This window comes from Nioella nitratireducens (assembly GCF_001879715.1).
GTDB classification, from domain to species: domain Bacteria; phylum Pseudomonadota; class Alphaproteobacteria; order Rhodobacterales; family Rhodobacteraceae; genus Nioella; species Nioella nitratireducens.
In genome coordinates this window covers 78,895-102,766 of the sequence record NZ_MNBW01000010.1, presented here as the reverse complement: position 1 = coordinate 102,766, position 23,872 = coordinate 78,895, and the positions used below count along the sequence as shown (strand labels likewise).

The window sequence follows — 23,872 nt, the reverse complement described above, 5'->3', positions numbered from 1 at the left end:
GACCGCCATGAATATCGGAGATGTTTCGCGCCTGTCGGGCCTGCCTGCCAAGACCATCCGCTACTATGAGGATATCGGACTGGTCCGGCCCCTGCGCAGCGAAAATGGCTATCGCGCGTTCCGGGAGACCGACCTGCACAAACTGGCGTTCCTCGGGCGCGCCCGCGCGCTCGGCTTCACCATCGAGGATTGCCGCGCGCTGTTGGCGCTGTATGAGGACGAGGGGCGCGAAAGCGCCTCGGTCAAGCGGATCGCCCAAGAGCATCTGACCCAGATCGACGACAAGATTGCGCAACTGCAATCCATGCGGGCAACGCTGGCCCATCTGGTCCATGCCTGCGCGGGCGATGACCGGCCCGATTGCCCGATCCTGTCCGATCTGGACGTGCTGGGGGCGAAGAGCTGTTGCGGCCCGGACGACGCCTAGTCGTTATCCGACAGGCCCGCGCCTGCACCGGCAAGGCGGCTGGCCTCGGTCGCCGGGGCGTAGGTGCGGGTGGCGAAGGCGGTGAGCCGCTGCATTGTTTCGGGCGCGACCTCGGCCCGTGTGTGGGCCATTATCGGGGTGCCGCGCGGGGCGGCGACCGCCGACACCTCTACCCCGTCATGCGCTGACCCGGCCTCGGCGCTGCGCAGCAGGTGGCCATCGGGTCGTGTGACATAGCGCAGACCGTCGAACGAGACCGACAGGGCATCGCCCGCCGCCTCGGCCCGCCACGCCACGAAGGGCAGCAGCAACAGTGGCTCTTGGACGCCTTGCAGATGCAGCGCGAGGGGAGAGACCTCGCCCACGCCATCGCTGAGCAGGGTGCCCGCGACGATGGGGCAGGTGCCCTTGGGCGCGGCTTGCCAATGCTGGGGGTGCAGCATGGGCACCGTCGCGTCATGGTCGCGCAGGTCACGCCAGTCGAGCAGCCGCACCAGCGCCTCGGCCCCGGCGAGGCCGCGCGCGCAGAGCCAGCGGGTGGCGCGGCCCGCCTCTTCCGACAGGCCCCAGCTGTAGCCCGCGCCGCGCGCGGCCTTGCGCGACAGCGCCTCCAGTTCGTTGAGCGACCATGTGGGCGTCATGGGGCTGTCTCCTCAAGCTGCGGCAGGGTCCAGTCATCGGCGGCGCCCGCCGCCAGATCGGCGGGGAAGGGGGCGTTTTGATACATGTTGATCCGCACCCACCGGTCCGAGCGCGGGTCGAAATGGCAGGCTCCGAAAAAGGACAGCTTGGCGCGCAACAGGTCGATGGGCAGCATGTCGGCGGCAATCGTGTTGTCGCGGATCTCGGCATAGGGGAAGCGGGCGGCGATCTGGGTGCGGCGTGCGATATGGCGGTGTTCGGGATGGCGCATCAGGAACGCCGCCACGGTCGCGGCATCGCTGGCGATCAGGTCGGCGTTCATCCGCGCGGCATCGCGGCCGGGGCAGAGCGGCTGTTCGTAGGGTTCGATCTCTTCCTCGAAGCGCTCGCCAAGGCGGGGTTCCAGCTTTTCTTCCGAGGTGTACCAGACCCGCGCCTGCGCGTCGCGCGCGTCCCAGTCGATGGACAGGGCCCAACCGTAGATGTCCTCGACCAGTGCCAGCAGGCGGGCGCGCGGCATGGCTCCGTCGATCCGGGTGGTCCCGGCTTCATCGGCGGCCATGCAGCCCGACAGCCCATCGACCAGCTCGCCATGGGGTTCCAGCAGGAGCGAGGCGAGTTGTTCCTGCCCTTCCAGCCCGAGGGTGGTTTCAGCCCAGTTCCAAAGCCGGTTCCACGGCTGCCCAGAGTCGAGGTCGGCAGCCGCGAGATGGGTGGCCAGCATATCCATGTCGCGGCGCAGGCCAGCCAGTTTTTCCTGTTGCAGCGGGTGCTCGGACTGCCACGCATGGGCATTGGCCCGCGCGCGGCGGGCAAAGACGCGGAACGCCTCGGCGGTGCCGGGCAGGGCGCGCGGCAGGCTGCGGACGCGGGCCAGGGCCTCTTCCCGCGCGGCGATCCAGTTGTTCAGCAGGATTGGGTGATTGATCAGGTAAGGCGCCATTCCGAGGCCGGTGGAATTTCCGATCCCGAAGCGGCGGCGCAAGGCGGGGTCGAGCGGCACCGCTGTCTCGGGGGCGCGCCTTTGGGCCATGTGCTCGACAAGGTCCATGACGAAGGCGCGGGTCAGGAAAACGCTCAGCATCTCGATCTGGAACGGGGCTTGAAATTCGGGGCGATCCGCGGTGGCCTCGCGGTCGGCGGCCCCCAGTTTGCCAGAGCCGTAGACAGCGGTCGTGCGCATCAAATAGCCCACCTCGGTCACGCGGGCGGTATCGGGTTGGTGCCCGGCGGCGAGGCTTTCGACCACGTCATCCCACAGTCGGACAGAGCGGTTGGCGCGGCTGACGGAAAGCTCGCGCTCGCTGACGCGGCCGGCCTCTTGTTTCGGGATGTTGTGCGACAGCCGCTCGATATCAGCGTCGGACGGCACCCCGTCGTAAAGGGTAAAGGTCGCGTCCCATTCGGTGGCGATCACCCGATCAGAGCGTTTTTCGGGCGGCAAATCATTGGCGAAGGCGATCAGGGAATAGCTGTGCTTTGGCCCATGCGCGGAATAGACGGCGACGCCCACGCCGGTATCGTCGATGTCGAAACGCGGGCGGTCGAAGGTCCAACGTTCGGATTTCAGGCGGCGCAGCAGCACCCGCATGAAAGACAACCGCGACTGGTGGAACGAGCCAAGCCGCGCCAGCGTCATCACCGTCTGTGGATCGCGCGGGGCGATCGTGGCGTGGGTCGTCTGGTCCATGGGGTCTCCTCCTGCCGTCATATTCATATCATGCCGCGTTCAGGCAGGCGGGGTGAAGTTTTCCGCGAAAAAACGATACCAGTTGCCGCCCATGAGCTTGGCGATATCGGCCTCGTCAAAGCCCTTGGCGCGCAGCCCTGCTTCGATATTCCCGAAATCGCGGTTGTCGCGGAACCAGTCGGGCTGTGGCGGGAAGCCCGGCGCATCGGCAGAGCCTTCGCCGAAATCCACGCCCTTGGTCCAGCGCCCGGTGCGCATCCACTCGACCACGCTGTCGGGCTGGTCCTGACACAGGTCGCTGCCAATGCCGAAATGATCGACGCCGAAGCGGTCGCAGGCGTCAGCGACCATCGCGCAGAAACTTTCGACCGAGCAAGCGGATTTGTCTTTCAGATGGTGGGGGTAGAGCGAAAAGCCCATCATGCCGCCGTTTTCCGTCACTGCGCGCACCACGTCGTCGCGCTTGTTGCGCAAGGCGGGCTGCCAGCTGTGCAGGTTGGCATGGGTGATGGCGATGGGGCGGGTGGACTGCTCGGCCGCTTCGATGGTCGAGCGGTCCGCCGAATGGCTCATGTCCACCACCAGCCCGACACGGTTCATTTCGCTGATAACCTCGCGGCCCATGCGGGTCAGGCCGGGGTCTTCGGCCTCGTAGCAGCCCGTCGCCAGCAACGACTGGTTGTTATAGCTCAGTTGCATGAACCGCGCGCCGAGCGTGTGCAGGATCTCGACCAGCCCGATATCGTCCTCGATGGGGCTGGGGTTCTGGAAGCCGAAGAAGATCGCGGTGCGGCCATTGGCCTTGGCGATGTCGATATCGCTGGCCCACTGGCCCTTCATGATCAGGTCTGGGAATTGTTCGAACCAACGATTCCAGCGTTCGAAATTCAGCACGGTTTCGCGAAACATCTCGTGATAGGCGATGGTGACGTGCACCGCATCGACGCCCCCCTCGCGCATCTGGCGAAATATCTTTTCCGACCAGTTGGCGTATTGCAGGCAGTCGATACGATAGGTCATGCCGGGGTTCCTGCCGAGATGTAGGCGGTTTTCACGGTCGTGTAGAACTCTGCCGCTGTGCGGCCCTGTTCACGCGGGCCATAGCTGCTGTCGCCGCGTCCGCCGAAGGGAACGTGGTAATCGGTGCCTGCCGTGGGCAGGTTGACGGTGACGACGCCGGTGCGGGCGTTGCGGCGGAAATGGGTGGCGCGGGCAAGGCTGCGGGTGACGATGCCCGAGGTCAGGCCGAACCTGGTGTCGTTGACCGTCGCCAGCGCCTCGTCATAGCTGCCCACCTTGATGACCGAAGTCAGCGGCGCGAACATTTCCTCGCGGTTGATGCGCATGGCGTTGGTCGTGTTCAGGAAGACGCCGGGCGACATGAAATAGCCGTCGGTTTCCATGGTCAGACGCTGGCCGCCACAGGCCAGTTCAGCGCCCTCGGACTTGCCCAGATCCACATAGGCCAGGTTTTCGTCCAGCTGCTGTTGGCTAACGACCGGCCCCATCTGGGTGCCGTGCGCCAACGCATGACCCACCTTCATCGCCTTGGCCCCTGCCACAAGCTTCTCAACGAAGGCGTCGTGGATGCCTTCATGCACCACAAGCCGCGAGGACGCGGTGCATTTCTGCCCGGTGCCGCCAAACGCGCCGCCAAGGGCCAGCGTCACGGCCAGGTCCAGATCTGCGTCATCCATCACGGCCAGAGCGTTCTTGGAGCCCATCTCGGCCTGGATCTTGGTGAAGTTCTGCACGGCAGCCGCGGCGATGCCGCGTCCGACCGGAACAGACCCGGTGAAGGAAATCGCGTTCACGCGCGGGCTTTCGACCAGCCGCTGGCCCACGTCGCGGCCTGCGCCCATGACGAGGTTGAAAAGACCCTTGGGAATGTCCTGACGGCTGATGATCTCGGTCAGGGCAACGGCGCTGGCGGGGGTTGCGTTGGCGGGCTTCCAGATCACCGCATTGCCGTAGCAAAGGGCGGGGGCGATCTTCCAACTGGCGGTGGCGGTCGGGAAGTTCCAGGGGGAAATCACCGCGACCACGCCCACAGGTTCACGCCGGACATCTATCTCGACGCCCGCGCGAACGGAGTCGGCGTTCTCGCCCAACTGGCGCAGGCATTCGGCGGCGTAGTAGGTGAAGAACTGCCCGGCGCGATAGACCTCGCCCTTGCCCTCGGCCAGCGGTTTGCCTTCTTCGCGGGACAGCAGCGTGCCAAGCTCCTCGGCCCGTGCCATCAACTCGTTGCCTATATTCATCAGGACGGCCTGCTTGCGTTCCATCCCGTAGGCTGCCCATTCGGCCTGTGCCCGTTCGGCGGCATTCAACGCGTCGTCAAGCTGATCTGCGGTGGCCTGCGCGAACAGTCCCACCAGATCGCTGAGGTCCGACGGGTTGCGGTTTTCAACCTCGCAGGCCCCGGCGGCCCATTCCCCGGCGATATAGTTCAGCTTGGTCTCGGTCATCTGGTGGTCCCCTGTTCGCGCGTGCAAATCATCTGCGCAAAGAAAGGCACAGGGCGCCGCTTCAATCAAACGCAAAGAAGTTGAGGTTTATTCAGAAACGCTGAAATTCAGCCGTCGCTTTGCAGGTTGGCCGCCCGAATGGCGGCCACCAGGGCGCGGGCGGCGGGCGGCAGCCCGTGATGCGGTTGGCTGATCATCCAAACTTCCCGCCGGGCATCGGTATCGGCCAGCGGCAGGAAGGCGAGGCCGTGCGTTTCCGGCGACACCACGAGGCGCGGCAGGATCGTCACGCCAACCCCCGCGCGCACCAGCCCCAGAAGCGAAGCCGTGTTGCGCACCATCAGACGCGCCCCGGCAAGGATCGGCTGAAACCCGGCGTCACGGATCTGGTCGCACAGGCCGTTGGCGATAAAGGGGATATCCGACAGATCCTGCCACCCCAGCCTGTCCCAATCGCGCGCCAGCGGGTGATCGTCGCGGCAGAGCACGCCGAAGCGGTCGGTGAACAGGCGGTGCGCGTCAAGGCCGGGCAGGGCACCAAGGCTGGCCAGCCCGATATCGGCGCGTTCGGCCTGAAGCTCTTGCTGCACGGTGGCGGAATCCATGTCGCGCATATCCACCCGCACCTTGGGATGATCGGCCAGAAAGCGTTGCAGGATCGGCGGCAGCACCGATTGCGCCAGCGACGGCGTCACCGCCAGCCGCACATACCCCAATTCCGCCCGGCTCAACCCCTCGATGGTGGCGACCGTCCGGTCGAAATGCTCCAGTTCGCGGCGGGTTTCGTCCTGCACCTGCTGGCCCAGGGCGGTCACCCGCGACTTGCGGGCAGTTTCGAACAGGGGCGCGCCGACATGGTCCTCGAACTGCTTGAGCATCATCGACACGGCCGAGGGCGTGCGGCCCAGAACCACGGCGGCCTCGGCCAGGGATCCATGGTCGGCCACCGCCCGGAAACAGCGCAGCATCTCGATCTTGATGGACATGGCGCGACTCGTTTCAGTTTGACTGAAGTTAATTCACTGGATTTCAGGTTATGGTCGGCTTCTCCGTCTGTCTATCGTCGCCGGCGCCGCACCGGCCAAGGCCCATCCGCGACCCAGGTGTGTCGTGGATGGGCGGGCAGGGGGTTTGGCCGCTTTGCTAGGCAAGATACATCACACAGCATTGACCGGAGGACGCGCATGGCTTTGGCCGAGGATATTGGCGGCGTCGATGCCGCGCATCGGCGGGGGCTGATCTTCGTCTTCACGGCGGGTGTGCTCTGGTCGACGGTCGGGCTGGGGATACGGCTGATCGACGATGCCGTGGTCTGGCAGATCCTGCTTTACCGGTCGCTCAGCCTGTCTGTCTTCCTGTTCGCCGTCATCCGCTTGCGCACGGGGCGGTCTCCGTTCGCGCTGATCCGCGCCAATGGCGGGGCGTCCGTCATTGCCGGGCTGTCGTTGGTCGCGGCCTATTCCGGCGGCATCTACGCCATTCAGGCCACGTCGGTCGCCAATGCCATGCTGCTGTTTGCGACGGCGCCGTTTCTGGCGGCGGTCCTGGGGCGGGTAATCCTTGGCGAGCGGGTGCGCCGCGCCACTTGGGTCGCGATTACCGTTGCAATCTGTGGCGTCGGGATCATGGTGGCCGACAAAAGCGACGGGGCGGCCCTGCGCGGCAGCCTTGCGGCCATCGGCTCGGCCCTTGGGTTCGCGGTGTTCACCGTGGCGCTTCGCTGGGGCAAATCGGGAGAAATGCTGCCCGCCGTGTTCCTGTCGGGCCTGTTTGCCATTCTGATCACGGGGGCGATCTGCCTTGCCACGGGTCTGCCGCTGGTGCTGTCGGCGCATGATGGCGGCATCGCCATGGGAATGGGCGTCTTTCAGGTGGGATCGGGGCTGGTGCTCTATACCCTTGGCTCGCGCAGCCTGCCCGCCGCGGAACTGACACTGCTGTCGCTGGCCGAGGTGCTGCTGGGGCCGGTCTGGGTCTGGCTCTTCCTCGGGGAAACCGCGACGCTCAACACGCTGATCGGCGGGGCCATCCTGTTGGCCGCCATCGCGGGCAACGCCGTGTCCGGGGCGCGGCGCAAACCGCCCCCGATCACCGTGCCCTGATGCAGGCCCGCGCTTGAAAAAACAGTGCGCCCCTGCCATGCCTGTCTGACCAACCGAGGACAGCCCCATGCCACAGACGATCTACATCCTGAACGGCCCCAACCTGAACCTTCTGGGCCAGCGCCAGCCCGACATCTACGGGCACGCGACGCTCGACGATGTGGCGCAGATGTGCCGCGACACGGCGGCGGAGTTCGGGGTGGAAACGCTTTTGTTCCAGTCCAACCACGAGGGGCAGATCATCGACTCGATCCACGAAGCACGCGAGCGCGCGGCGGGGATCATTATCAATCCGGGCGGGTATTCCCATAGTTCGGTGGCGATCCTCGACGCACTCAATGCCTTTGAAGGCCCGGTGATCGAGGTGCATGTCAGCCAGATTCACAAGCGCGAGAGTTTTCGGCACCACTCCTATGTCAGTCAGCGGGCCGACGCGGTGATGGCCGGATTCGGTGTGCAGGGCTACGGGCTGGCGACGCGCCATATGGGGCATCTGCTGGCCGAGTGAGCTTGGAGTCCTGATTGGGCTTGGCTATCATGGTGCACGCCTTGATCGGGATTTTCTATCATGCTGGACAAACTGGAAATGTTCATCGCTGTTGCGAAAGAGGGCCATTTCGGTCGCGCGGCGCAGACGCTCGGGATTACCCAGCCGACCTTGTCGGCGGGGATCAAGAACCTGGAGGAACAGTTGGGTGTGCAGCTGATCTTTCGCGGGTCGCGCTATGGCGGGCTGACGCCGGAAGGGCAAAGCGCGTTGATCTGGGCGCGTCAGATCGTGGGCGATGCGCGCCAACTCAAGCAGGAAATGCGGTCCAAGCATTACGGTCTGTCGGGGCAATTGCGCATCGCGGTGATTCCGACCGCGCTGACTTGGGCAGGCAAGGTCACGACGCGGTTTTCCGAAAAGCACCCGAATGTGCGCTTCACAATCCTGTCAAGAACCTCGATCGAGATCCTGTCGATGCTGGAGAACCTCGAAGTCGACGCGGGCATCTCGTATCTCGACAACGAACCGCTTGGCCGGGTCAGCACCGAACCGCTTTGCGAAGAACGCTTCATGCTGATCTGCGGCACCGGCTCCCCCTTTGCCGGGCGGGGGTCGGTGGCATGGCAGGAACTGGACGGGCAAAAGCTGTGCCTGCTGACGCCGGATATGCAGAACCGGCGGATTATCAACAAGAATTTCTTGCAAGCGGGAATCGCGCCCGAAGCCTTTGTGGAGTCCAATTCAACCGTCGTTCTGGTCTCGAACGTGCTGCATGGCGGCTTCATCACCATCTTGCCTGCCGATATCGCGCAGTTCCTTGCTGCTGATAAACCGTTGGAGATCATCCCTCTGACCGGGGCAGGGCGGGGGCACACGGTCGGACTGGTCGCCCCATACCGAGAGATCCACACCCCGGTGCTGGAGGCGCTGCTGACAGAGGCGCGGCGGATGTCGGAGATTGTGCGATAGAAAAAATCTATCGTCCGACGGAATTACGATATTGATCTTTGGGGGTGTTGTCGGTGACTAAGTGGCAAGTTTTCCCGGAGGCCAGCCATGCTGTCATCAACGCTAGCCCCCTCCGATGAGGAAATCCGCGAGATCATCGCGGGTCAGCTTCATCTGGAAGGGCCGCTCCTGCCCATTTTCCATGCTCTGCAAGAGTCTTTCGGCCATGTGCCGCAGACGGCGCTGCAACCGATTGCCGACGCGCTGAACATCACCCGCGCCGAGGTGCACGGGGTGATGAGTTTTTACCACGATTTCCGCGAGGTTCCGGCAGGCCGCCATGTCGTCAAGATCTGCCGCGCCGAAGCCTGTCAGGCCAACGGGTCCGAGGCCCTGGCCGCTCGCACCTTGGAAAAGCTGGGCACCGCGTGGCACGGCACCACCCCCAACGGCGCGGTCACCATCGAACCCGTCTACTGCCTTGGCCTGTGCGCCTGTGGGCCGGCCGCGATGGTCGATGACAAGGTGGTGGGCCGCCTTGATGACGCCAAGATGGACAAGCTGCTGACGGAGGCGGGCGCATGAAAATCTACGTTCCCCTCGACAGTGCCGCCAAGGCGCTTGGCGCGGATGAAGTGGCCCAGGCCATCGCCTCCGAGGCGGCGTCGCGCGGCCTTGACGTGCAGGTTGTCCGTAACGGCAGCCGTGGCATGATCTGGCTGGAGCCGCTGGTGGAGCTGGATCAGGACGGCACCCGCATCGGCTATGGCCCGGTGTCGGTTGACGATGTTCCGGCGCTGCTGGATGGCAAGATGGCCTCTCTCGGTCCGGTGGAGGAAATTCCCTTCTACGCCCGTCAGACCCGCCTGACCTTTGGCCGCTGCGGCGTGATCGACGCGCTCGATCTGGCGGACTACGAGGCGCATGGCGGCCTCGTCGGTCTGCGTCGCGCGATTGCCATGAGCGGCGAAGAGATCGTCAAGGAAGTTACCGCCTCAGGCCTGCGTGGCCGTGGTGGCGCGGGCTTCCCGACCGGAATCAAGTGGAACACGGTTCTGGGCGCAACGGCGGACCAGAAATATATCGTCTGCAATGCGGACGAAGGCGACAGTGGCACTTTCGCCGACCGCATGATCATGGAAGGCGACCCGTTCAGCCTGATCGAGGGTATGGCGATTGCCGGTGTCGGCGTCGGCGCGACCAAGGGCTATGTCTACCTGCGCTCGGAATATCCCGATGCCATCAAGGTGATGGAAGAGGCCGTGCGGCGCGCGCGGGCTGGGGGCGTTCTTGGGGCCGATGTGCTTGGCTCCGGCACGGCGTTCGACATGGAAATCCGTGTGGGCGCGGGCGCATATGTCTGTGGCGAGGAAACCTCGCTGCTCAACAGCCTTGAAGGCAAGCGCGGCGTCGTCCGCGCCAAGCCGCCGCTTCCGGCGCTTGAAGGCGCGTTCGGAAAACCCACGGTGGTCAACAACGTGCTGTCGCTGGCCACCGTGCCGGTAATCTTCGAAAAAGGCGCCGATCATTACGCCAGCTTCGGCCTTGGCCGCTCGCTCGGCACCATGCCGATCCAGATCGCGGGCAACGTGAAATTCGGCGGGCTGTTCGAGACAGCCTTCGGCCTGCCGCTTGGCGAGCTGGTCAACGGTGTGGCCGGTGGCACGGCGTCGGGCCGCCCGGTCAAGGCGGTTCAGGTGGGCGGGCCCTTGGGGGCTTATTTCCACCCCGATCAGTTCGAAACGCCCTTTGGATACGAGGAATTCGATCAGGCCGGCGGCTTGATCGGCCATGCCGGTGTCGTTATCTTTGACGACACGGCCGACATGCTGAAAATGGCCCGCTTCGCGATGGAATTCTGTGCCGTCGAAAGCTGCGGGAAATGCACCCCTTGCCGGATCGGCGCGGTGCGCGGTGTCGAAACCATCGACCGCATTGCCCAAGGCGAGACCGACGCGATCCCGCTGCTGACCGACCTGTGCGAGACCATGAAAGACGGCTCGCTCTGTGCGCTCGGCGGCTTCACCCCCTATCCGGTGATGTCGGCGCTGACCCAGTTCCCCGATGACTTCGCAACCGCGAAGGAGGCCGCGGAATGACGGTGACATATTTCGCAGGCGAGCTGTCCATGGCTCGTGTCCGCGCTGCGTCGATGCAGTGCAACCCCCAATTCGGATCGGAGTGCGCGCAATGAAAGACATGATCATTCCCTGGGACGAGGACACCGATTTCGGCACCCCCGCGAAAGAGGGCAAGCCTGTCACGCTGACCATCGACGGCTTCGATGTGACCGTGCCCGAGGGCACCAGCGTCATGCGCGCAGCGTCGGAAGCGGGGATGCAGATCCCCAAGCTCTGTGCGACCGACAGCATCGAAGCTTTTGGCTCCTGCCGCTTGTGCGTCGTGGAGATCGAAGGCCGCCGGGGCACCCCCGCCTCCTGCACCACGCCGGTGGCGGATGGCATGGTGGTTCACACCCAGTCCTCCAAGGTCAAGAAGATCCGCAAGGGCGTGATGGAGCTGTATATCTCCGATCACCCGCTCGATTGCCTGACCTGTTCGGCCAATGGCGATTGCGAATTGCAGGACATGGCCGGGATGGTCGGCCTGCGCGATGTCCGCTACGAGGCGCCCGAGGGCGCAGGTCTGGCCAACCACTTCCAGACCCGGACCGGCGCGGGCGAGGCCAACCCCGAATGGCGCCCGGTCGATGCGTCCAACCCCTATTTCAGCTTCGATCCGTCCAAATGCATCGTCTGCTCGCGCTGCGTGCGGGCCTGCGAGGAAGTGCAGGGCACCTTCGCGCTGACCATCGAGGGCCGGGGCTTTGACAGCCGCGTGTCGGCGGGCACGTCGCTGGACGATTTCCTGTCCTCCGATTGCGTGAGCTGCGGCGCCTGCGTGCAGGCCTGCCCGACCGCGACGTTGCAAGAGAAGTCGGTGATCGAGCTTGGCACGCCGGAACGGTCGGTCGTGACCACCTGCGCCTATTGCGGTGTGGGTTGTTCGTTCAAGGCCGAACTCAATGGCGACGAACTGGTGCGCATGGTCCCCTACAAGCACGGCAAGGCCAATCGTGGCCATTCCTGCGTGAAGGGCCGCTTTGCCTATGGCTATGCCAGCCACACGGACCGCATCCTGAACCCGATGATCCGCGACAGCGTGGATCAGCCGTGGAAAGAGGTGTCCTGGGACGAGGCGCTCGGCTTTGCCGCCAGCAAACTGAAGGGCATCCAGAAAGAGCATGGCCGCCGCTCCATCGGCGTCATTACCTCCAGCCGCTGCACCAACGAGGAAACCTTCCTCGTGCAAAAGCTGGCGCGCGGCGTGTTCCTGAACAACAACACCGATACTTGCGCCCGCGTCTGCCATTCCCCGACCGGTTATGGCCTTGGCCAGACCTTCGGCACCTCGGCCGGCACGCAGGATTTCGACTCGGTCGAAAAGACCGACGTTGTGCTGGTGATCGGGGCCAACCCGACCGATGGCCACCCGGTCTTTGCGTCGCGGTTGAAAAAGCGGCTGCGGCAGGGGGCCAAGCTGATCGTGGTCGATCCGCGCCGCATCGACCTGGTGAAATCGGCCCATATCAAGGCGGCGCACCACCTGCCGCTGCGCCCCGGCACCAACGTGGCTGTCGTGACGTCGCTTGCCCATGTCATCGTGACCGAGGGCCTGATGGACGAGGCTTATATCCGCGAGCGCTGCGATTGGGACGAGTTCCAGGATTATGCCGCGTTCGTCAGCGATCCGCGCCACAGCCCGGAAGCGACCGAGATGCTCACCGGCGTCCCGGCGGAGGAGCTGCGCAAGGCGGCACGCCTGTTTGCCACCGGCGGCAACGGGGCCATCTACTACGGCCTCGGCGTGACCGAGCACAGCCAGGGCTCGACCACCGTCATGGGTCTGGCGAACCTTGCCATGATGACCGGAAACGTGGGCCGTAACGGTGTGGGCGTAAACCCGCTGCGCGGCCAGAACAACGTGCAGGGGTCGTGCGACATGGGCAGCTTCCCGCATGAACTGCCCGGCTATCGCCATGTCAAGCTGCCCGAGGTGCGCGAGATCTTTGAACAGGCATGGGGCGTCGAGATCGACCCCGAGCCCGGTTTGCGGATCAACAACATGCTCGACGCGGCTGTGGATGGCTCGTTCAAGGGCATCTACATTCAGGGCGAGGACATCCTGCAATCCGACCCCGACACGAAACACGTGGCGGCGGGCCTTGCCGCGATGGAGTGCGTGATCGTTCACGACCTCTTCCTGAACGAGACGGCCAACTACGCGCATGTGTTCCTGCCCGGGTCGACCTTCCTCGAAAAGGACGGCACTTTCACCAATGCCGAGCGGCGCATCAACATGGTTCGCAAGGTCATGGCACCGCGCAACGGCTATGCCGACTGGGAAGTGACACAACTTTTGGCCAACGCCATGGGCGCTGGATGGGACTACACCCACCCGCGCGAGATCATGGCCGAGATCGCCGCGACCACGCCGTCCTTCGCCGGGGTGACCTATGATTTGATCGAGGAAAAAGGCTCGATCCAGTGGCCCTGCAACGAAGCGCACCCCGAGGGGACGCCGCTGATGCATGTCGACGCCTTCGTGCGGGGCAAGGGGCGGTTCATCGTCACCGAATACGTGGCCACCGATGAAAAGACCGGCCCGCGCTTCCCGCTGTTGCTGACGACGGGGCGCATCCTGTCGCAGTATAACGTGGGCGCGCAGACGCGTCGGACCGAAAACGTGGTCTGGCACGATCAGGACGTTCTGGAAATCCACCCCCACGACGCTGAGAACCGGGGTCTGAAGGATGGCGACTGGATTCGGCTGGCCTCTCGCTCTGGCGAGACCACCCTGCGTGCCAAGGTGACGGACCGGGTCAGCCCCGGCGTGGTCTACACCACCTTCCACCACCCCGATACGCAGGCCAACGTGATCACCACCGATTTTTCGGACTGGGCGACCAACTGCCCGGAATACAAGGTGACGGCAGTGCAGGTCAGCGCGTCGAACGGACCTTCGGAATGGCAGGAAGACTACTCCGCGCAGGCCGAACGGTCGCGGCGCATCCTGCCGGCGGCGGAGTAGGCCCATGCCCTTCGCGCCCTCGCGCAGCCTGCCGGGCCTTTCGGTCCAGGCGGACGGTCAACTGGCCGTCCGCCGCAACCTGCCCGAAGAGGTGCCGGTTGCGGTCGTCTATGACGGCACCACGCAGGCCGTGATGATGGCAAGCCCCGGCGATCTGGCCGATTTCGCCTACGGGTTTTCGCTGAGCGAAGGGTTTATCGAGACGCTCGACCAGATCGAAGAGTTTGACCTCGTCGAGCACGCGGCCGGGCTGGAAGCGCGCTTCTGGCTGACCGGTGACCGCGCCAAGGCGCTGGAGTCGCGTCGGCGCAAGATGGCGGGGCCGGTGGGCTGCGGCCTGTGCGGGATCGACAGCCTCGAAGAGGCCACGCGCGATCTGCCCCGTATCGACGACGATGAGCTGCGCATTGCAGCGGCAGAGGTCGCCAACGCGACCGACATGCTGCGGGCGCAACAGCCCTTGCACGACCAGACCCGTGCCGTTCACGCGGCGGGGTTTCTGGTGCCGGGGCAGGGCATCGTGACGGCGCGCGAGGATGTGGGCCGCCACAACGCGCTCGACAAACTGATCGGGGCGCTTGCGCGCACCGGGATCGACCCCGCGACCGGAGCATTCGTCCTGACCAGCCGTGTGTCGGTCGAGCTTGTGCAGAAGGCCGCCGTCGCGGGCTGCCCGATGCTGATCGCGGTATCCGCCCCCACGGCCCATGCCCTTCGCCTCGCCGAGGCGGCGGGGCTGACCATTGCCGCCTTTGCGCGCGGCGGCGGTTTCGACCTTTATTCCCATCCACATCGCATCATCACCGAGGCGCCCGATGTCCCCTGACAAGATGGTCCGCATGGCCAACCAGATCGCAACCTTCTTCAAGACCCAGCCGGGTCCAGACCAGTCCGACAAGGTGGCTGCCCACCTTCGGGATTTCTGGGATCCCCGGATGCGTGAACAGCTTTTGTCCTACGTCTCGGATGGCGGAGAAGGGCTGGACGATCTGGTGCTGTCGGCTGCACAAAAGATCTGACCCGACCTTTCCGATCGAACCGGAAGCGCAGGCAAAACCGTTCAAAGCGGACATTTTGCGATGCCGCTAGTGCTTGAAGCTGCCCACGCGTCATGAAAGAAGGCGCCACCCGTTGTCTGGAATTGGACCACCCCGGGAGGGCCCGATGTTCGATCTTGTCACCATGCGTTCTTCGCTGGCCGAGGCCTATGACCTCGCGCCCAACCCCGATCTCGCCGCCGAAATGGCCGAGATCTATGCCCGCATGGATCGTGTCGTGTCACCGGTGGATTGGGCCATTCACGCGCCCTATGTCGCCGCGATCAACAGCCTCAAGGCGAAACGAAACGCGGTCATCCTCGCCCATAACTACATGACGCCCGACATCTATCATGGCGTGGCCGATTTCGTGGGCGACAGTCTGCAATTGGCGATCGAGGCGACCAAGACCGACGCCGATGTGATCGTGCAATGCGGCGTGCATTTCATGGCCGAGACCTCCAAGATCCTCAGCCCCGAAAAGACCGTGCTGATGCCCGACATGGACGCGGGCTGTTCGCTGGCCGAGAGCATCACCGCCGCCGGTATCGCGGAAATGCGCGCGAAATATCCCGGCGCGCCGGTCGTGTCCTATGTCAACACCACCGCCGAGGTAAAAGCTGCCTCCGATATCTGTTGCACCTCGTCCAATGCCGCGCAGATCGTGGCGGCGATGGACAGCAAGACCGTGATCATGACGCCAGACCAGTATCTGGCCCAGAACGTTGCCCGCGAAGTGCCGCAGAAAAACGTGGTCTGGTGGGAAGGGTCGTGCATCGTGCACGAGCAGTATACGGCCGAGGATATCAACAGCTTCCGCGAGTGGCACCCAGACACCCGCATCATCGCCCATCCCGAATGCCCGCCCTCGGTGGTCGATGCGTCGGACTTTTCCGGCTCGACCAGCGGCATCATCGACTATGTGACGCGCGAAAAGCCCAAGCACGCGATGCTGGTCACAGAATGTTCGATGGCTTCGAACATCGCCGATGCGTTGCCCGAGGTGGAGTTCGTCGGCCCCTGCAACATGTGCCCCTACATGAAAAAGATCACGCTGGAAAAGGTGCTTTGGTCGCTGCACACCCTCAACCCCGAGGTTGTGGTGGAGGAAGAGGTGGCCGTAAAAGCACGGCTGGCGGTGCAGCGCATGATCGACCTGTCCCGGCAGTTGGGGATCTGACCCAGTGATCCAGACCGACAGGATTGTCATCGTCGGCGCGGGTCTGGCCGCGCTCTACGCGGCATTGGAGCTGGCACCGCGCCCGGTCCTGATGGTCTCGCCTGAAGCCCTTGGTGAGGGGGCCAGTTCCGCTTGGGCCCAAGGCGGCGTGGCCGCCGCGATGGCCGACAGCGACAGCCCCGAGGCCCATGCCGCAGACACGGTGCGCGCCGGGGCGGGCACGGTGGATAAGGACGTCGCCGCCATGGTCACCCGCGTGGCGCGCGAGCATATTCTGGACCTGACGACGCTTGGCACGCCCTTCGACCGCGATGCGGATGGCGGCTACGTAATGAGCCGCGAGGCAGCCCATTCCGCCCCGCGCGTGGTGCGGGTGCAGGGTGATCAGGCGGGCAAGCAGATCATGGAAACCCTGATTGCCGCCCTGCGCGCCACGCCGTCGGTTCAGGTGTTGGAGGGCGCTCTGGCGACAGGGTTGGAGACCGAAGATGGCCGCGTCACCGGCGTCTGGCTGCGGTCTGCCACCCGTCAGACGGGCGACGTATTGGTCACAACGCCCGCCGTGCTGTTGGCTGGCGGTGGCTCTGGCGGGCTTTATGCCCATACCACCAACCCGCCGCGCATTCGCGGGCAGGTGATTGGCATGGCTGCACGGGCCGGGGCCGTGATGGGCGATCCCGAATTCGTGCAATTCCACCCGACCGCGTTTGACATTGGCGAAGACCCGGCCCCCTTGGCGACCGAGGCGCTGCGCGGTGAGGGGGCGGTGCTGATCAACAGCGACGGCAAACGCTTCATGCTGGACGTGCATCCTGACGCTGAACTGGCCCCGCGCGACATCGTGGCCCGCGCGATCTTTGCCGAGACGCAGGCGGGCCGCCGCCCGATGCTCGATACGCGCGCAGCCCTCGGGGCCGAGGTGCTGACAGCCTTTCCTGCCGTGGCCGAAACCTGCGCGCGGGCCGGGATCGACCCGGTGGCGGACCCGATCCCGGTGGCCGTTGCCGCCCACTACCATATGGGCGGCGTTGCAGCCGATGACCATGGGCGCAGCAGCCTAAAGGGGCTCTGGGTGGCGGGCGAGGCGTCGTCCACGGGACTGCATGGCGCAAACCGGCTGGCCTCGAACGGGTTGTTGGAGGCCCTGGTCTATGCCCGCAACGCCGGGCAGGACATTGCCGAAACCGTGCCGTTCGCAGACGCGACTGAGGTTTCATTGACCTTCCCCGAGTGCGGCGCAGCCCCGGACCCCGCCGCCGTGGCTGAACTGCGCCAGACCATGACCGCCCATGTCGGCGTGCGGCGCACGGGCCAAGGGCTGAAAACCGCCCTTCGCACCATTGCGCGTCTCGAAACCGAACACGCCGCTGATCCCATCTTTCGCAACATGACCGCGACGGCCACGCTCATCGCTGCTGCCGCACTGGCGCGCGAGGAAAGCCGGGGCGGCCATTACCGCGACGATTTTCCGAATCCGACCCCCGACCTTGCGCACCGCACCCGGATGACCCTGTCCGAGGCGATGGTCCTGCGCGAGTCCGTGTTGAACGAGGCCCCATGATGCTGCACGCTCCTTTGCCCGACCTGATCCTTGAGCCGCTGGTGCGGTCGGCCCTGATGGAAGATCTCGGCACCTATGGCGACGTGACCACGCGGGCGGTCATTCCGGCGGATGTGACCTACGACGCGCGGTTGAACGCGCGGGCCGCAGGCGTCGTCTCGGGTATGCAGATCGCGCGGCTGGCCTTTCATCTGGTCGATCCGTCCTTGCTGGTCGAGACTGTGACGCCCGATGGCGCGCCCTGCCAACCGGGTGACACGCTTATGACGATCAAGGGCAGCGCCGCCTCGATCCTTTCGGGCGAGCGCGTGGCGCTGAATTTCGCAGGCCGTCTTTCGGGTATTGCAACGCTGACATCGCAGTTCGTCGCCGAGACCACTGGCACCGCGACGCGGATCACCTGCACCCGCAAGACGACGCCGGGGCTTCGGATTTTGGAAAAACAGGCGGTTCTGCATGGCGGCGGCTTCAACCATCGGTTCAGCCTATCGGACGCCATTCTTATAAAAGATAATCATATCGCCGCAGCAGGTGGCGTGCGCGCGGTGTTGGAGGCGGCCAAGGCAACCGCCAGCCACATGATGCGGGTCGAGATCGAGGTGGATCGCCTCGACCAACTGACCGAGGTTCTGGAGGTGGGCGGGGCCGACGTGGTGCTGCTCGACAACATGGACACCGCGACGTTGGCCGAGGCGGTGCGGATGGTGGGCGGGCGCCTGATGACCGAGGCGTCGGGGAACATGACATTGCCCCGCATCGCGGAAGTTGCGGCGACCGGGGTAGACTACATTTCATCGGGCGCGCTCACCCATTCGGCGCGGACGCTGGACCTCGGCCTCGATTTCTGAAGGCCGCGCAGCGAAAATCTTTCAGAGGATTTTTCGAGGTTTCGTCACATGTCATAGACCAGCCGCATTCCCTGATGCGGCGTGCCGGTGTCGGGGGCATTGCCGTGCCGGGCGGCTATCCTGTAGCGATAGCAATAAGAGATATGGCACAGGAACGAGCCGCCCTTTTGCAACTTGTAGCCCGCTTTGCCCTGATGCGCGCGTTGCGCCGCTTTCTTGAGCGAGCGCACACGGAACGGTTCCGATGTCCATTCCCAGACATTGCCCACCATGTTGTATAGGCCGTAGCCATTTGGCGCGAAGGACCGCGCGGGGGCGGTGGCGACGAAACCGTCGGCCCCGGTGTTGTGCCGTGGAAACGGACCTTGCCAGATGTTGCAGGGCAGAAAATCGCTGTCGTCGGGTTCCTGATCGCCCCATGGAAAGCGCACATCGCCAAGGCCCCCGCGCGCGGCATGTTCCCATTCGACCTCGGTCGGCAGGCGCCCGCCCGCCCATGCGGCAAAAGCGGTGGCGTCGGCCCAGCTGATCTGCACTGCCGGGTGGTCGTCGTGATAGGCCTCGGGCACCAGCGGGCCGTGCGGCTGGCGCCAATGCGCCGCCTCGACCATGCGCCACCATTCGGAGCCGACAACGCCATGGGTGGGCGGAGCATCTGGTGGCAGGAAGCTGTGGAACACGAAGGAATTTCCAAACCGCTCGGCCTCGGTCACATAGCCGGTTGCGGCCACGAAGCGCGCAAAGCGGGCATTGGTGACGGCGGTGGCGTCTATGCGAAAGGGCTTGATCTTCCTTTTCCTGAGCGGCCCTTCGGCATCGACCGGGATGTCGGGCCTGTCGGTGCCGACCAAAGCCACCCCGCCGGGAATAACGACGCTTTCATCGCGGCCCGGATCGGTGACGCCGGGCCTGTCGATGGCTGCGGGCGCGGGTAAGGTCTGGCCGTTACGCTTGGGGCTACAACAGGAATTCAAAGTGTCAGTCATGGGGCCTCTTGCCACACAGGTCTAAGTTGGCAGACCCCCGCCGTCTAGCGGGTTTTCCGGGGGCTCAGAGGTGCGCGGCTCTTGTCGTTACCGGCATCCGTGGTCTTCTTCAGCAGCCGCAAGAGGTGATCCTTTTCCCCCTCGTCCAGCCCCGACAGGATATCGTCCTGTAGCGCCCGGACCTCGGGGCGAATCCGGTCCAGCAGGGCCCGGCCCGGCCCGGTGACCGTCAGAACCCGCGCGCGGCGGTCGGTCGGGCTGATTTCGCGCTGCACAAGGCCCTTTTGCTGGAGCCGGTCGATGACGCCACCAAGCGTTGTCTGATCATAGGCGATGGTCCCGGCCAACTCTGCCTGCGCGATGCCGGGCCGGGTGTCGATGGCCGAAAGGGCCGCGAATTGGACCGGCGTCAGTTCTACCCCGAGCGCGGCCATGTGGTCGGCGAAGACCGCGACCGAGATCTGGTTGAGGCGCCGGATCAAGTGCCCGGCCATGTTGTAGATTTCGACCATGCCGCCCTCCCATCCTGTTTGAAACTCGCAGAGTCGGGACGGTTTGACAAGCATACTAATAATCAGCATACTGACTAACATCGATTCCAAGGGAGGACCGCATGGCAGAGCAACTGGGAACGTTGGAAGAGCTTCCGCAGGACTACCGCGATGACATGACTGCGGCCGGGGTCGCGCCGCTGTGGCCGATGATGCGCAACGTCTTGCCGCATGGGGCGCCCAGGCCCGTGACGCGTCCGGGCTACTGGAACTATCAGGCAATCCGGCCGCTGTTGCACCGCGCGGGCGCCCTGACCCCGGTGGAAAAGGCCGAGCGCCGGGTTCTGGTGCTGTCCGACCCCGGTCGTGGGGCAGGGGCCATGCAGGCGACCGCCTCGATTTATCTGGGGTTGCAATTGCTGCTGCCGGGTGAAACCGCGCCCGCCCATGTGCACACGCCATCCGCCGTGCGTATCGTGGTCGAGGGCAAGGGCGGCTACACCGTGGTGGACGGGGAAAAGCTGCCGATGGAAGAGGGCGATCTGGTTCTGACCCCCGGCGGCGAATGGCACGATCACGGACACGAGGGGACCGAGCCGGTGGTTTGGCTCGACGCGCTCGACCTGCCGTTGTTCTATTACCTCGAAGGCTCCTATGCGACCGAAGGCCCGCTTCAGGCGCAGCGCAACCGCCCGGATGCGAGTCAGGTTGAATACCTGTCATCCGGCCTTGCGCCGTCGCGCAAATTGGGCGGTGCGGCGCGCCGCTACCCGATGATGCGGTATCCATGGGGCCGGACCGAGGCCGCGCTGACCGAAATGGCCGCCTATACCGATGGCGGCTTGGCTGAGCTGGATTACGTGAACCCCGAAACCGGCGCCGATGTGCTGCCGACGATGGGCTTCACCGCCATGCGGATCGGGGCGGGGCAGGCGGATCGCCCCCCCTTGCGCTCGTCCTCTGCCGCGTTCCATGTCATCAAGGGCCGCGGCATTGCCACCATCAACGGCGAAACAATCACGTTCGGCCCGAAGGATACCTTCACCGCCCCGGTCTTTGCCGAAATCACGCTGGCCGCCGAGGAAGACGCCTACCTTGTGCGTGTCCACGACCGGCCCTTGCAAGACAAACTAGGATATTACGAGGAACGCGCCCGATGACCGACTATCTTTTCGACACACCCAAGGTTCAGTCCATTCCGGTAAAAGGCGAAGCCGCCGAATACCCGGTGCACCGCATCTTCTGCGTGGGCCGCAACTACGCCGCCCATGCCGCCGAAATGGGGGTCGAGGTCGACCGCGAAGCGCCGTTCTACTTCACCAAGTCGCCGCAAGCGGTGCTGGCCAGCGGATCGACGCTGACCTACCCGCCGGGCACCAGCAACCTGCACTACGAGATGGAACTGGTGATGGTGATCGGGAAACCGGCCTTTCGCGTCAGTGTCGATGACGCGGCCGAGGCGATCTATGCCTATGGCTGCGGGCTGGACATGACCCGGCGCGATTTGCAGCAGGCGGGCAAGGACAAGCGCCGCCCGTGGGATCTGGGCAAGGATGTGGAAGGGTCTGCCGTGCTGTCACCGCTGACCACGGCGGGCAAGGTTGGCCAGATCGGGCCGCAGCGCATCCATCTGGAGGTGAACGGCGAGATCAAGCAAGACGCCCGCTTGTCGGACATGATTCACGGCGTGGCCGAAGTCATTGCCGACCTGTCCAAATTCTACCACCTCGCGCCCGGTGACGTGATCATGACCGGCACGCCCGCGGGCGTTGGCCCGGTCGTGGCGGGCGACAAGATCACCGGTGGTATCGACGGGCTGGACCCGATTGCCCTGACCATCGGCGCGCCGGAATGATCCACGTCCACGGCTATTTCCGCAGCTCCTCTGCCTATCGGTTGCGCATAGCGCTCAATCTCAAGGGCGTGGCGCATGACTTTACCTCGGTGCATCTGCGCCGGGGCGGCGGGGAACACAAAAGCCATGCCTTCCGGGAATTGAACCCTCAGAAGCTGGTGCCCGCGCTGGAGGCGGATGGGCTGGTGCTGACGCAATCGCTGGCCATCGTCGAATGGCTGGATGAGACCTATCCGGATCCCGCGCTGCTGCCCGCCTGTAAAGATCTTCGCGCGCAGATCCGGGCTTTTGCGCAGGTCATCGCCTGCGATGTGCATCCGCTGCAAAATCTGCGCGTTTTGGACTATCTGGAACAGAATCTCGGCGCCGATCAGGCGGTGAAGGACGCCTGGTGTCAATGCTGGATCGGGGATGGCTTGACCGCGTGCGAGGCGCTGCTGGCCAAACAGACCCACGGCGGCGCGTTCTGCTTTGGCGACACGCCGGGGCTGGCCGATATCTGCCTTGTTCCGCAGGTCTTTTCGGCAGCGCGCTTCAAGCTTGGTATCAGCCACCTGACACGGGTGAACGCGGTCTATGACGCCTGTCAGGCGCTGCCCGCCTTCGCCGACGCGGCCCCCGGCCTGCAACCCGACGCGGAACCGTAGGGTCCCGCCCAACCCATTGTGAGTTTCCCGAACCGGAAACGCCTCGCCCACGTGTCGGTCACGCGGGCGATCAGGACAGTCATGCTTCGAAAAGGAGTGCGCCAAATGGCACAAGACAGGATCATCATCGCAGGCGGCGGAATTGGCGGGCTGGCGACAGCCATCGGCCTAGCGCAAAAGGGCATCCGCTCGCTGGTGCTGGAAAAAGCACCGGAACTGGGAGAAATCGGTGCGGGCATTCAGCTTGGCCCCAATGCGTTTCATGCCTTTGATTATCTGGGCGTCGGCGACGCGGCCCGAAACATGGCGGTCTATATCGACAACCTGCGCCTGATGGATGCCATGAGCGGCCATGAAATCACCCGCATTCCGCTGGATGACGCCTTTCGCACGCGCTTCGGCAACCCTTATGCGGTGGTCCATCGCGGCGATCTGCACGGTGTGTTTCTGCGCGCCTGCCGGGATCATGACCTGGTAGAGCTGCGCACCAACGCCGCCGTCGAAGATTACGAGCAGGACGACAGCGGCGTGACCGCTGTGCTTGCCAATGGCGAGCGTGTCGCGGGCCGTGCGTTGATCGGGGCCGATGGCCTGTGGTCCAACATCCGCAACCGGGTGGTAGGGGACGGCAAACCGCGCGTGTCGGGCCACACCACCTATCGCAGCGTGATCCCGGTCGAGGACATGCCCGAGGATCTGCGCTGGAACGCGGCCACCCTTTGGGCCGGGCCGAAATGCCATATCGTTCACTATCCACTGTCGGGCTGGAAGCTCTTTAACCTCGTGGTGACCTATCACAATGATGCGGCGGAACCGGTGGCGGGCAAACCTGTCAGCCATGACGAGGTGCGCCGGGGGTTCGAACATGTGAACCCGGTCGCCCGGCAGATCATCGAGAAGGGCAAGGACTGGAAACTGTGGGTTCTGTGCGACCGCGACCCGGTGATGAATTGGCAGGACGGGCGCGTGGTGCTGCTTGGCGACGCCGCACATCCGCAGTTGCAATACTTTGCCCAAGGCGCTTGCATGGCGATGGAGGATGCCGTGGCGCTGGCCCACCAGATGGAGGCCTGTTCGGGCGATATCGACCGGGCGCTGCCTGCCTATCAGGACATGCGCCGCCTGCGGACCGCCCGCATCCAGCTGCAATCACGCGAGATCGGCGACCATATCTACCACGCGTCCGGTGCCCATGCGGACCTGCGCAACGCGGTGATGAGCGCGCGCAGCCCTGAGGAATGGTATGACATGATCGCCTGGCTTTACGGCTCGACCGGGCTGGATGGGGCGGTCTCGACCGAGACCATGCGCCGCGTTGTCGAATAGACATGTTGCGCGAGAGAGAATATTGAGTTACCGAACGGTTGGTCGTTTTATTTGAAACGGTATTTCGGGCCGCGAGGGTGGCT

Annotated in this window: 23 protein-coding genes; 16 read left to right on the top strand and 7 right to left on the bottom strand. The window is 64.6% G+C overall.

The window, feature by feature from the left end:
• Positions 1 to 7: 7 nt before the first annotated feature.
• Positions 8 to 427, top strand: coding sequence for a Cu(I)-responsive transcriptional regulator (gene cueR / locus BKY27_RS11870; RefSeq protein WP_071674702.1), 420 nt, complete (start codon positions 8 to 10; stop codon positions 425 to 427).
• Here cueR and BKY27_RS11865 read toward each other — a convergent pair.
• The 5 genes from BKY27_RS11865 to BKY27_RS11845 all read right to left on the bottom strand — a co-directional run bounded on the left by BKY27_RS11865 (position 424) and on the right by BKY27_RS11845 (position 6,213).
• Positions 424 to 1,068, bottom strand: coding sequence for a DUF3726 domain-containing protein (locus tag BKY27_RS11865; protein ID WP_071674701.1), 645 nt, complete (start codon positions 1,066 to 1,068; stop codon positions 424 to 426). The genes cueR and BKY27_RS11865 overlap by 4 nt on opposite strands.
• Complete coding sequence (locus BKY27_RS11860) at positions 1,065 to 2,759, bottom strand: hypothetical protein (protein WP_071674700.1); 1,695 nt, start codon at positions 2,757 to 2,759, stop codon at positions 1,065 to 1,067. Before BKY27_RS11860 ends, BKY27_RS11865 begins: the two co-directional genes overlap by 4 nt.
• A 39-nt stretch (positions 2,760 to 2,798) precedes the next feature.
• Positions 2,799 to 3,779, bottom strand: coding sequence for a membrane dipeptidase (locus BKY27_RS11855; protein ID WP_071674699.1), 981 nt, complete (start codon positions 3,777 to 3,779; stop codon positions 2,799 to 2,801).
• Entirely contained in the window at positions 3,776 to 5,227 is a 1,452-nt protein-coding gene (locus BKY27_RS11850) for an aldehyde dehydrogenase family protein (protein ID WP_071674698.1), read from the bottom strand. Before BKY27_RS11850 ends, BKY27_RS11855 begins: the two co-directional genes overlap by 4 nt.
• A 107-nt stretch (positions 5,228 to 5,334) precedes the next feature.
• Complete coding sequence (locus tag BKY27_RS11845) at positions 5,335 to 6,213, bottom strand: LysR family transcriptional regulator (RefSeq protein WP_071674697.1); 879 nt, start codon at positions 6,211 to 6,213, stop codon at positions 5,335 to 5,337.
• Between the two features lie 198 nt (positions 6,214 to 6,411).
• On the opposite strand from BKY27_RS11845, the gene BKY27_RS11840 reads away from it, so the two are divergent.
• From BKY27_RS11840 to nadC, 11 genes are all read left to right on the top strand, one after another.
• On the top strand, positions 6,412 to 7,329 hold the full coding sequence (locus BKY27_RS11840; protein WP_071674696.1) for a DMT family transporter: 918 nt from the start codon (positions 6,412 to 6,414) through the stop codon (positions 7,327 to 7,329).
• Between the two features lie 67 nt (positions 7,330 to 7,396).
• Positions 7,397 to 7,837 carry a type II 3-dehydroquinate dehydratase gene (gene aroQ / locus BKY27_RS11835; protein WP_071674695.1) on the top strand — a complete coding sequence of 147 codons (441 nt, stop codon included), beginning with the start codon at positions 7,397 to 7,399 and terminating at the stop codon, positions 7,835 to 7,837.
• A gap of 60 nt (positions 7,838 to 7,897) precedes the next feature.
• Positions 7,898 to 8,788 (top strand): LysR family transcriptional regulator, encoded by an 891-nt coding sequence (locus BKY27_RS11830; RefSeq protein WP_071674694.1) that lies wholly within the window; start codon positions 7,898 to 7,900, stop codon positions 8,786 to 8,788.
• Positions 8,789 to 8,875: 87 nt separating this feature from the next.
• Complete coding sequence (locus BKY27_RS11825; protein WP_071674693.1) at positions 8,876 to 9,352, top strand: formate dehydrogenase subunit gamma; 477 nt, start codon at positions 8,876 to 8,878, stop codon at positions 9,350 to 9,352.
• A complete protein-coding gene (locus BKY27_RS11820) occupies positions 9,349 to 10,866 on the top strand; it encodes a formate dehydrogenase beta subunit (protein WP_071674692.1) in 1,518 nt (505 codons plus the stop codon). The genes BKY27_RS11825 and BKY27_RS11820 overlap by 4 nt, the downstream gene beginning before the upstream one ends.
• A gap of 91 nt (positions 10,867 to 10,957) precedes the next feature.
• A complete protein-coding gene (gene fdhF / locus BKY27_RS11815) occupies positions 10,958 to 13,858 on the top strand; it encodes a formate dehydrogenase subunit alpha (RefSeq protein WP_071674691.1) in 2,901 nt (966 codons plus the stop codon).
• 4 nt (positions 13,859 to 13,862) lie between these two features.
• A complete protein-coding gene (fdhD, locus tag BKY27_RS11810) occupies positions 13,863 to 14,684 on the top strand; it encodes a formate dehydrogenase accessory sulfurtransferase FdhD (RefSeq protein WP_071674690.1) in 822 nt (273 codons plus the stop codon).
• Complete coding sequence (locus tag BKY27_RS11805; protein WP_071674689.1) at positions 14,674 to 14,877, top strand: formate dehydrogenase subunit delta; 204 nt, start codon at positions 14,674 to 14,676, stop codon at positions 14,875 to 14,877. The genes fdhD and BKY27_RS11805 overlap by 11 nt, the downstream gene beginning before the upstream one ends.
• A gap of 145 nt (positions 14,878 to 15,022) precedes the next feature.
• The gene (gene nadA / locus BKY27_RS11800) at positions 15,023 to 16,075 is read left to right on the top strand and encodes a quinolinate synthase NadA (protein ID WP_071674688.1); all 1,053 of its coding nucleotides are present in this window, start codon (positions 15,023 to 15,025) and stop codon (positions 16,073 to 16,075) included.
• 4 nt (positions 16,076 to 16,079) lie between these two features.
• Entirely contained in the window at positions 16,080 to 17,636 is a 1,557-nt protein-coding gene (locus BKY27_RS11795; RefSeq protein WP_071674687.1) for an L-aspartate oxidase, read from the top strand.
• A complete protein-coding gene (gene nadC, locus BKY27_RS11790) occupies positions 17,636 to 18,484 on the top strand; it encodes a carboxylating nicotinate-nucleotide diphosphorylase (RefSeq protein WP_407668419.1) in 849 nt (282 codons plus the stop codon). Before BKY27_RS11795 ends, nadC begins: the two co-directional genes overlap by 1 nt.
• Positions 18,485 to 18,528: 44 nt before the next feature.
• Here nadC and BKY27_RS11785 read toward each other — a convergent pair whose 3' ends face one another.
• Positions 18,529 to 19,470 carry a formylglycine-generating enzyme family protein gene (locus BKY27_RS11785; RefSeq protein ID WP_071674685.1) on the bottom strand — a complete coding sequence of 314 codons (942 nt, stop codon included), beginning with the start codon at positions 19,468 to 19,470 and terminating at the stop codon, positions 18,529 to 18,531.
• Positions 19,471 to 19,514: 44 nt separating this feature from the next.
• Positions 19,515 to 19,982, bottom strand: coding sequence for a MarR family winged helix-turn-helix transcriptional regulator (locus BKY27_RS11780; RefSeq protein ID WP_071674684.1), 468 nt, complete (start codon positions 19,980 to 19,982; stop codon positions 19,515 to 19,517).
• 101 nt (positions 19,983 to 20,083) lie between these two features.
• Between BKY27_RS11780 and BKY27_RS11775 the strand changes: the two genes are divergently transcribed.
• The 4 genes from BKY27_RS11775 (at position 20,084) to BKY27_RS11760 (ending at position 23,789) form a co-directional block, all read left to right on the top strand.
• The gene (locus tag BKY27_RS11775) at positions 20,084 to 21,121 is read left to right on the top strand and encodes a cupin domain-containing protein (RefSeq protein ID WP_071674683.1); all 1,038 of its coding nucleotides are present in this window, start codon (positions 20,084 to 20,086) and stop codon (positions 21,119 to 21,121) included.
• Positions 21,118 to 21,816, top strand: coding sequence for a fumarylacetoacetate hydrolase family protein (locus BKY27_RS11770; RefSeq protein WP_071674682.1), 699 nt, complete (start codon positions 21,118 to 21,120; stop codon positions 21,814 to 21,816). Before BKY27_RS11775 ends, BKY27_RS11770 begins: the two co-directional genes overlap by 4 nt.
• Positions 21,813 to 22,463, top strand: a complete 651-nt coding sequence (gene maiA, locus BKY27_RS11765; RefSeq protein ID WP_071674681.1) for a maleylacetoacetate isomerase — start codon at positions 21,813 to 21,815, stop codon at positions 22,461 to 22,463. Before BKY27_RS11770 ends, maiA begins: the two co-directional genes overlap by 4 nt.
• 105 nt (positions 22,464 to 22,568) lie before the next feature.
• The gene (locus BKY27_RS11760; RefSeq protein WP_071674680.1) at positions 22,569 to 23,789 is read left to right on the top strand and encodes a 3-hydroxybenzoate 6-monooxygenase; all 1,221 of its coding nucleotides are present in this window, start codon (positions 22,569 to 22,571) and stop codon (positions 23,787 to 23,789) included.
• Positions 23,790 to 23,872: the final 83 nt, after the last annotated feature.